The sequence below is a fragment of the Herbiconiux oxytropis genome (assembly GCF_024979315.1).
Lineage (GTDB): Bacteria > Actinomycetota > Actinomycetes > Actinomycetales > Microbacteriaceae > Herbiconiux > Herbiconiux oxytropis.
The window spans coordinates 200,362-206,539 of the sequence record NZ_JANLCK010000007.1 but is presented as its reverse complement, the minus strand read 5'-3'; the positions used below and the strand labels follow the sequence as shown (position 1 = coordinate 206,539).

The 6,178-nt window shown below is 67.2% G+C and carries 8 protein-coding genes; 4 read left to right on the top strand and 4 right to left on the bottom strand.

Annotation, left to right across the window (positions count from 1 at the left end; translation table 11 throughout):
• Positions 1–191: 191 nt before the first annotated feature.
• Positions 192–449: a hypothetical protein gene (locus tag N1028_RS13925; RefSeq protein WP_259529954.1), complete on the bottom strand. Its 258-nt coding sequence runs from the start codon at positions 447–449 to the stop codon at positions 192–194.
• A gap of 93 nt (positions 450–542) precedes the next feature.
• The gene (locus tag N1028_RS13920) at positions 543–1,460 is read right to left on the bottom strand and encodes a helix-turn-helix domain-containing protein (protein WP_259529953.1); all 918 of its coding nucleotides are present in this window, start codon (positions 1,458–1,460) and stop codon (positions 543–545) included.
• A 227-nt stretch (positions 1,461–1,687) separates the two neighbouring features.
• Here N1028_RS13920 and N1028_RS13915 point away from each other — a divergent pair, with 227 nt between their 5' ends.
• Positions 1,688–3,130 carry a PP2C family protein-serine/threonine phosphatase gene (locus N1028_RS13915; RefSeq protein WP_259529952.1) on the top strand — a complete coding sequence of 481 codons (1,443 nt, stop codon included), beginning with the start codon at positions 1,688–1,690 and terminating at the stop codon, positions 3,128–3,130.
• Positions 3,131–3,140: 10 nt separating this feature from the next.
• Here N1028_RS13915 and N1028_RS13910 read toward each other — a convergent pair whose 3' ends face one another.
• On the bottom strand, positions 3,141–3,503 hold the full coding sequence (locus tag N1028_RS13910; RefSeq protein WP_259529951.1) for a hypothetical protein: 363 nt from the start codon (positions 3,501–3,503) through the stop codon (positions 3,141–3,143).
• A 56-nt stretch (positions 3,504–3,559) separates the two neighbouring features.
• On the opposite strand from N1028_RS13910, the gene N1028_RS13905 reads away from it, so the two are divergent.
• Positions 3,560–4,144 carry a DUF2336 domain-containing protein gene (locus N1028_RS13905; RefSeq protein ID WP_259529950.1) on the top strand — a complete coding sequence of 195 codons (585 nt, stop codon included), beginning with the start codon at positions 3,560–3,562 and terminating at the stop codon, positions 4,142–4,144.
• A gap of 665 nt (positions 4,145–4,809) precedes the next feature.
• The gene (locus N1028_RS13900; protein WP_310795596.1) at positions 4,810–5,283 is read left to right on the top strand and encodes a class I SAM-dependent methyltransferase; all 474 of its coding nucleotides are present in this window, start codon (positions 4,810–4,812) and stop codon (positions 5,281–5,283) included.
• A gap of 38 nt (positions 5,284–5,321) precedes the next feature.
• On the opposite strand, the gene N1028_RS13895 is transcribed toward N1028_RS13900, so the two are convergent.
• On the bottom strand, positions 5,322–5,672 hold the full coding sequence (locus N1028_RS13895) for a hypothetical protein (protein WP_259529948.1): 351 nt from the start codon (positions 5,670–5,672) through the stop codon (positions 5,322–5,324).
• Between the two features lie 172 nt (positions 5,673–5,844).
• On the opposite strand from N1028_RS13895, the gene N1028_RS13890 reads away from it, so the two are divergent.
• Positions 5,845–6,111, top strand: coding sequence for a hypothetical protein (locus N1028_RS13890; RefSeq protein ID WP_259529947.1), 267 nt, complete (start codon positions 5,845–5,847; stop codon positions 6,109–6,111).
• The last annotated feature ends 67 nt before the right edge of the window (positions 6,112–6,178 follow it).

Genomic DNA, 6,178 nt, shown 5'->3' with positions numbered 1-6,178 from the left:
TCTGGCGGCGAGTCAGGACGACCGCTGCGGGGGTGCCTCCCACCATCATCACTGTCTGGCGGGCGTCCGCGCAGCGGACGCGGGAGATAACTCGCCCGAAAGATCCACCCCGCGGCGTGCCACCCCGAGCTGGCACGGCGAAGACAGACACTCCCACCCTGAGGAGCGCTTCGCGTACATCGTGCGGGGCTCTAGGGGCCGACGTGAGCGGCGAGGAACGTCGCCGACTTCAGCGTCAGTCGCTTCTCGGCCCTGCGGAGGTCTCGGATCTTCATCACGGTGTCGTGGGAGTCGAGGGACCCGCTGCGGCTGAGCACGTCACGAGCCCACACCACTGCAGATCGGGGAGGTTGACCGCCGGCCGGCAGCGTTCCGCCGAACAATGCCTGCAACCTCACCCGCGGATCTTCGCGGTCACCGAAGATGGTGGCCATCATCGTGCTCTGCATCTGCGCCCTTTCCGGTAGCGATCGTAGGAGCTCTCGCGCCTCCGTCACATCCGTCTGGAGGCGGAGATGCGGGAATGCTCGCGGCGCGGCGACTCAGGTCTCGAAGGGGCCGTCGAGTTCCAGGGCCAGCTCCATGCACCGCACGCGCGCCGGGGAGAAGTCGTAGGGCATCATCCGCACGGCCTCGGTGAGGCTCGTCGACCCACAGGTCGCACCTGCCTGGGTGTCGTCGGGAATGAGGTGCGATTCGTCCCAGCCGTCGAACCGGTCGTCGTCGTTCTGCGCCAGGCCGGAGCTTTCGAGCACCTCGCGAAGGGCGACCTCGAAGGCGTGCCGTTGGGCGGCCACCTCCGCCACCCGCGGGTCGTCGACGGCGACCGTGTCATCGAGCGCCTCTTCGGCCGCGTCGACCCGGTCGGATGCCTCCCGCAAGCGCGGGTGGGTGGCCAGGGCGATGAAGCGCGATGCCTGGACGGACGCGCCGAGCTCGCCGAAGATCCGCTCGGTCACGAGCAGGGTGTCGAGGTCATCCTGCCGCAGCGCCCCCTCGGGCAGGTCTGCCAGGCGGTCGCTCACGAGATCGGAGAGCAGACCGAGCCTGCTGCCCTGAGCGCGCATGCGCTGCACGGCGGTGCGCTGCCGCTCGAGTTCGGCCTGCCGGGCCACGAGGGATGCCTCCAGCCGGTTCAGGATGCGCGCGACATCGCCGTCATCGTCGCTGTAGCTGCCGCGGTCGCCAGCGCCAGCGCCAGCGCCGTCGCCAGCGCCGATCGTGCTCGCGAAGGCGTCGCGGATGTCGTCGAGGGCGATGCCGGCGTCGGCCATCCGGCGGATCCACAGCAGCCGGATCATCTCGTCGTAGCCGTAGCGCCGGCGGTCATCGCTCCCCCGCTCGGGCTCGGGGAGCAGCCCGATCTGGTGGTAGTGCCGGATCGCCCGCGGTGTGGTGCCGACGAACGCCGCGGCACCCCCGATCGTGACCTGGCGGGGCGGGGTGAAGGACGAGAACATGGGAGCCTTCCTGATGGGCGGATCACCTCCACTGCATCACATGACGCTACGTGAGGTGCAACCCGGCGCCGGCGCCGGCGTGCTGGAGAGTTCCACCATCTGACGTCGCGTAGAAGCAAGGGCTTGCCCCGTTTCAAGGGTGACGTACTGTGAGAAGAGCAGTTCCTCTCAACGCTCGACTCGAAGCGGTGTGGCCGAACGGTCGATGGCGACGAAGGGCCGCGGATATGTTGGACGACTTCAGCTTGAGGGTCATCTTCGCCCTCAATGCAGTCACCCTCCTGGTGCTGTTCGTGTCGTCCTTCCATCGCACCCGGTCGCGCTACAGTCTGGGCTGGACCGCGGCTCTGGCATTCCTGCTGGCCGGATCCGCCCTGTTCCTGCTGATCGGCACCTCCGCGCAGATGTGGGCCATACCCGTCGGCAACGCACTCACCGTCGTGGGTCTGGTGTGGGCGTGGTGGGCGGTCAGGTCCCTGAAAGCGCGTTCGCTCCGATGGTGGCACTTCGCTGTTCCTGCCGTCGTCGTGGGCATCGTCACGGTTCTCGACGATCCGGCGGTGAACGATCTGGCCGGTTTCCTCGCCGTGGCGATCGTCAGCTCAGCGGTCATGGGTCTGGCGGCGCGCGACCTGTTCCTTCTCGATGGCCGCATCTCCCGCTCCCGGCGTTCTCTGCTGATCGCATCCACGGTGCTGTCGATCTACTACGGCCTCCAGGCCGTGGTGGATCTCGCTGCGCTGGGTGGCGTCGCGGTTCCCGCCGTGCTGACGAGTGATGCGACGACGACCGTCATCACACAGCTGGTGCTCGTCGTCGTGTCGTTCAGCATGGCCGAGCTCAGCCACGACGAAGCCGCGCGGCGCCTGCGCGCAAGGACCTCGACAATCAGACGGGAGCTGAGCGAGGGCGCTCAGGTGCAGCGGAACCTCATGCCGGATCGCCCCCTCACCGGTGACGGCTTCTCGATCGCGGGAGTCTGCGTGCCGAGTCGCACCCTCAGCGGCGACTTCTTCGACTGGGAGGACACCGGGGACCACCTGGTCATCACCGTCGGTGACGTCATGGGCAAGGGCGCGGGGGCCGCGATGCTGGGCGCCACCGTGCGAGCCGGCCTCCGCCTCGCACGCACCGATGATCCCGGAACCACCGTGCCGCGCATGATGAAGGCGGTCGGCGACGACCTCGCGCGCAACAACTCGTTCGTGACGCTCTTCCACGCCCACCTCGATCACGAGACCGGGCGGCTGACGGTGCTCGATGCCGGCCACGGGCTCGCCGTCGTGGTGCGCGCCGACGGCAGCCACGAGCCGATCCGATCGGCCAACCTCCCGCTCGGCCTGAACAACCTCACCTCTGCGGACGACACCGGCTGGACCACTCAGACGTTGTCTCTCGATGTCGGCGACAAGCTGCTCATCTTCAGCGACGGGGTGCTCGACCTCTTCGACGGGTCGCTCGCGTCGATGGATCTCGCCGCAGACCTCGCGCTGCGGCGAGAACCCGACACCGGGACGACGTCTGACAGCGCTGTCGACAGGATTCGAGCTCTGGCCGAACGAACCGATCGTGACGACGACGTCACGGTGGTCACCCTCGACCGGTTGGCGCCCCACCTTCCCGCAGTCCCCGGCCTGGACACCGCCGAGAGTCTGGACGCGTGGCGGTGAGAGGGCCCCGTCAGAGGCGCACGGAGACCTGGCGATCCGTCACGCGGACCAGGGCGGCGTGGTGTTCACGGCGGACGACCTCAGCGATGCGGTTGAACGCCCGCTTCGCGCGGAGACCGATGACCAAGGCCGTCACCATCGCCGCGATCAACAGAAGCACGATCACGATGATGACCGTCATGAAGCCGGGGACGGCGACGAGCGCAGAGCCGAAGATCGCGGTGAGGAAACCCAGGGCCGGGGCGAGGAACGCTGCGGTGAAGAGCAGAGTCGTCGCGAGTCGTCCGCGGCCGGCTGCGACGACCACGTCGGGCATCGACGCGTTCAGCTTCTCGGTGATCTCGCGGCCGAGCTCCGCATCGACATCATTCACGTGTTCACTATGCACGATCACGATCACGATCAGAAAGCGAAGGCGGTCCGAACCCGATGAACGCGGAGAAGACGACACCGATCACGCCAGATGCCTCACCCCGCACCCATACTGTCAGCACTCAATTCTACGAGTCCGCAGAACCTGCCGACACGGCGAAGGGAATGGACACGCAGGCTCCTGGAGTCCCTGAGGGGGGAAGTGACCTCTGGGTTGCATCCCACGGAGAACCCCACTCGAGATCATTGCTGGCTCAACGGGAGGATCTTGCCCCCGAGGTCCTCGCGGTCTTGGTGCACGATCCGGACCCTGCGGTGGTTGCACAGCTCGCGCTCAATCCGTTGCTGAGCCGAGCCCAGATAGAGGACATCACGGCACGGCATCCCCATCTGCGACACATCTTCGCTCACAGCGCGAGCGCTCCAGCTCGACACAAGGGCGAGCTGCCGATCATCCACGTCTCGGCCCCCAACTTCTACCTCTTCGTGCAGGAGGTGAAGGCGACGGTTCCGGAGATCAGAGCGTTGCAGGAGATCAACCGCGAGGCCACCAGAATGAGGAATAAGAGGGAGCCCCCTCTGCTGTGGGACGCTTGGATGTCCGTGCACTCCCCTTCGCCATTCCGGCCTGAGACGCGGTAGCTCCAGGAGCGAAGCTGCTGGTCGCGGTCGGTTCCGTGCGGCTGGGCCGGTGAGGATCGTCGGAGCACACCACGAACCGGCCACCACCATCGCAGGATCTGGGCTACGAGCTGGGCGCCCGAGTGGCCGGTGGCGGGTTCGGTCGCCGGGGCGGACCCTCGCTTTCTGCGGCGGCTCACCTGGCATTAGGCCGATGGGGTCGACTGGGGTGCGCAGCAGCGGATGATTGGTGGACTGCCCTCGTAGAGCGCGACGATAGACGGCACTCCCGTCACGTTCGGCTTCGAGCGCTACACAGCCCACGGAGGGGATCTGGGAGCCGGGATCACGTCGTGCCTCGCACAGACGGCATCGCGGCGTTCCTCGGGCGGCTCGACTCCGCGTGCGGTCGGAATAGGCAGTGCGGGCGCAACTCCAGTTGCCACAATGCAATCCTGGTTGCGGCCCACGACGCGACGGCGTGGACGACGACGGCACCGTATTCCCTTCTGTGACGGGGCGAGCCGCATGGACCTGCTTGACTCGGTCGCATGGCTGACGATGTGAGTCTCGACGCATACTCTGCGAGGGCGAGGGAGTACATCGAGCTTCTGGGTTCGATGAGTTCGGTGCACCCGTCGGATCTTCAGATCGTGTCCACCTGGGCGAGCGGCGTCGAGGGCGTCGTGATCGATGCCGGCTGCGGCCCGGGTCACTGGACGGATCTCCTGACCAGGCAGGGCTTGACCGCTCGGGGCATCGACCAGGTGCCCGAGTTCATCGCTCACGCCAGAGACACGTTTCCCGCCGCCGATTTCGCCACGGGCAGCCTCGAATCCCTCCCTGCCGACACCGGGTCGGTAGGAGGGATCCTGTCGTGGTACTCGCTGATCCACTACGAGCCCAACGCTCTGCAGGTTCCCTTGCGCGAGTTCGGGCGCGTGATCAGGCCCGGAGGCGCGCTGCTGGTCGGGTTCTTCGAGGGCCCGGTGGTCGAGCGGTTCGCCCACGCCGTGACGCCGGCCTACCGGTGGCCCGTGGAGGCGATCGGCGCGGAACTGGGCCGCGCCGGCTTCGATGTCGTCGAATCGCACGTGCGGAGAGCTGAGAACCAGCGGCCCCAAGCGGCGGTCAGTGCCCGGCGCCGCACAGCACGCTGACGCGGGGTGGTCGGGAGTACGGCGGGCAAGACGGAGACTTACGGACGCGCCTTCCACGACGGGAAAGCGCTGATGACGAAGGCCGCGCTCGGCAGCTGGTCGTAGTCCGGGGATCTTCTGAACAGGGAGGAGGGTTCGTGACTCTCGGCGTACGGCAGCCACGATGCCACGGAGTGCAACCGCTTCGATTCCGGATGCAGATCGACCGGCGAGACGTCCCCACCCCCGGCGCTGACCCGCAGTGACATCGCGCCGGCCCTGTGCGGAGTGATCGTCACCCGAGCGGGCACACTGCCGTCCTCCGGGGACGACAACGCCTCGTACTCGACCGTCGCTGTCCCCTCGAGCTCGCCCGAGACGAAGTCCGCCCACCACTTGACCTGGTCCATAGTCCCCCGACGCCGTGCCTCTCAGCCCAACGTACGCCCGCCGGTCACCTTTGTGGGGCGAGGCTGGAGTGCCGTCATGAGCCTCGTTCTCGTCACAGGTGCTGCACGGCGGCGCCGTTCGTTGAGAGCGCAGGAAGGTCGCTCACTATGATGGCCGCGGAGGGAGGGGCACATGGCTGAGAAGAATGTGAACACTGTTGCTGATTGGCTGAAGAGGCCGATCACGTGGGTGGTGATCGTCGTGGCCGGGCTCCTTCTCGTACTGCAGCAGATCTTCGCACCCGGTCTGTTCGGAGGCTCTGATCGAGAGACCCGCACCGGTCAGGAGATGCAGGTCGAGCGTGCGCCGGGCGTTCAGGTGCCGCAGGGCGACGAAGTGACCGCCACCTACACGGTGGAGAATCGTCGGCAGGCGCATCGAACGCCGGAGCGTGCATGACTTCGAGGTGATCTTGACCGGTCGCGACCAACCCGCCCCGGACTGTGTTGGGGCCACGATCCAGGCC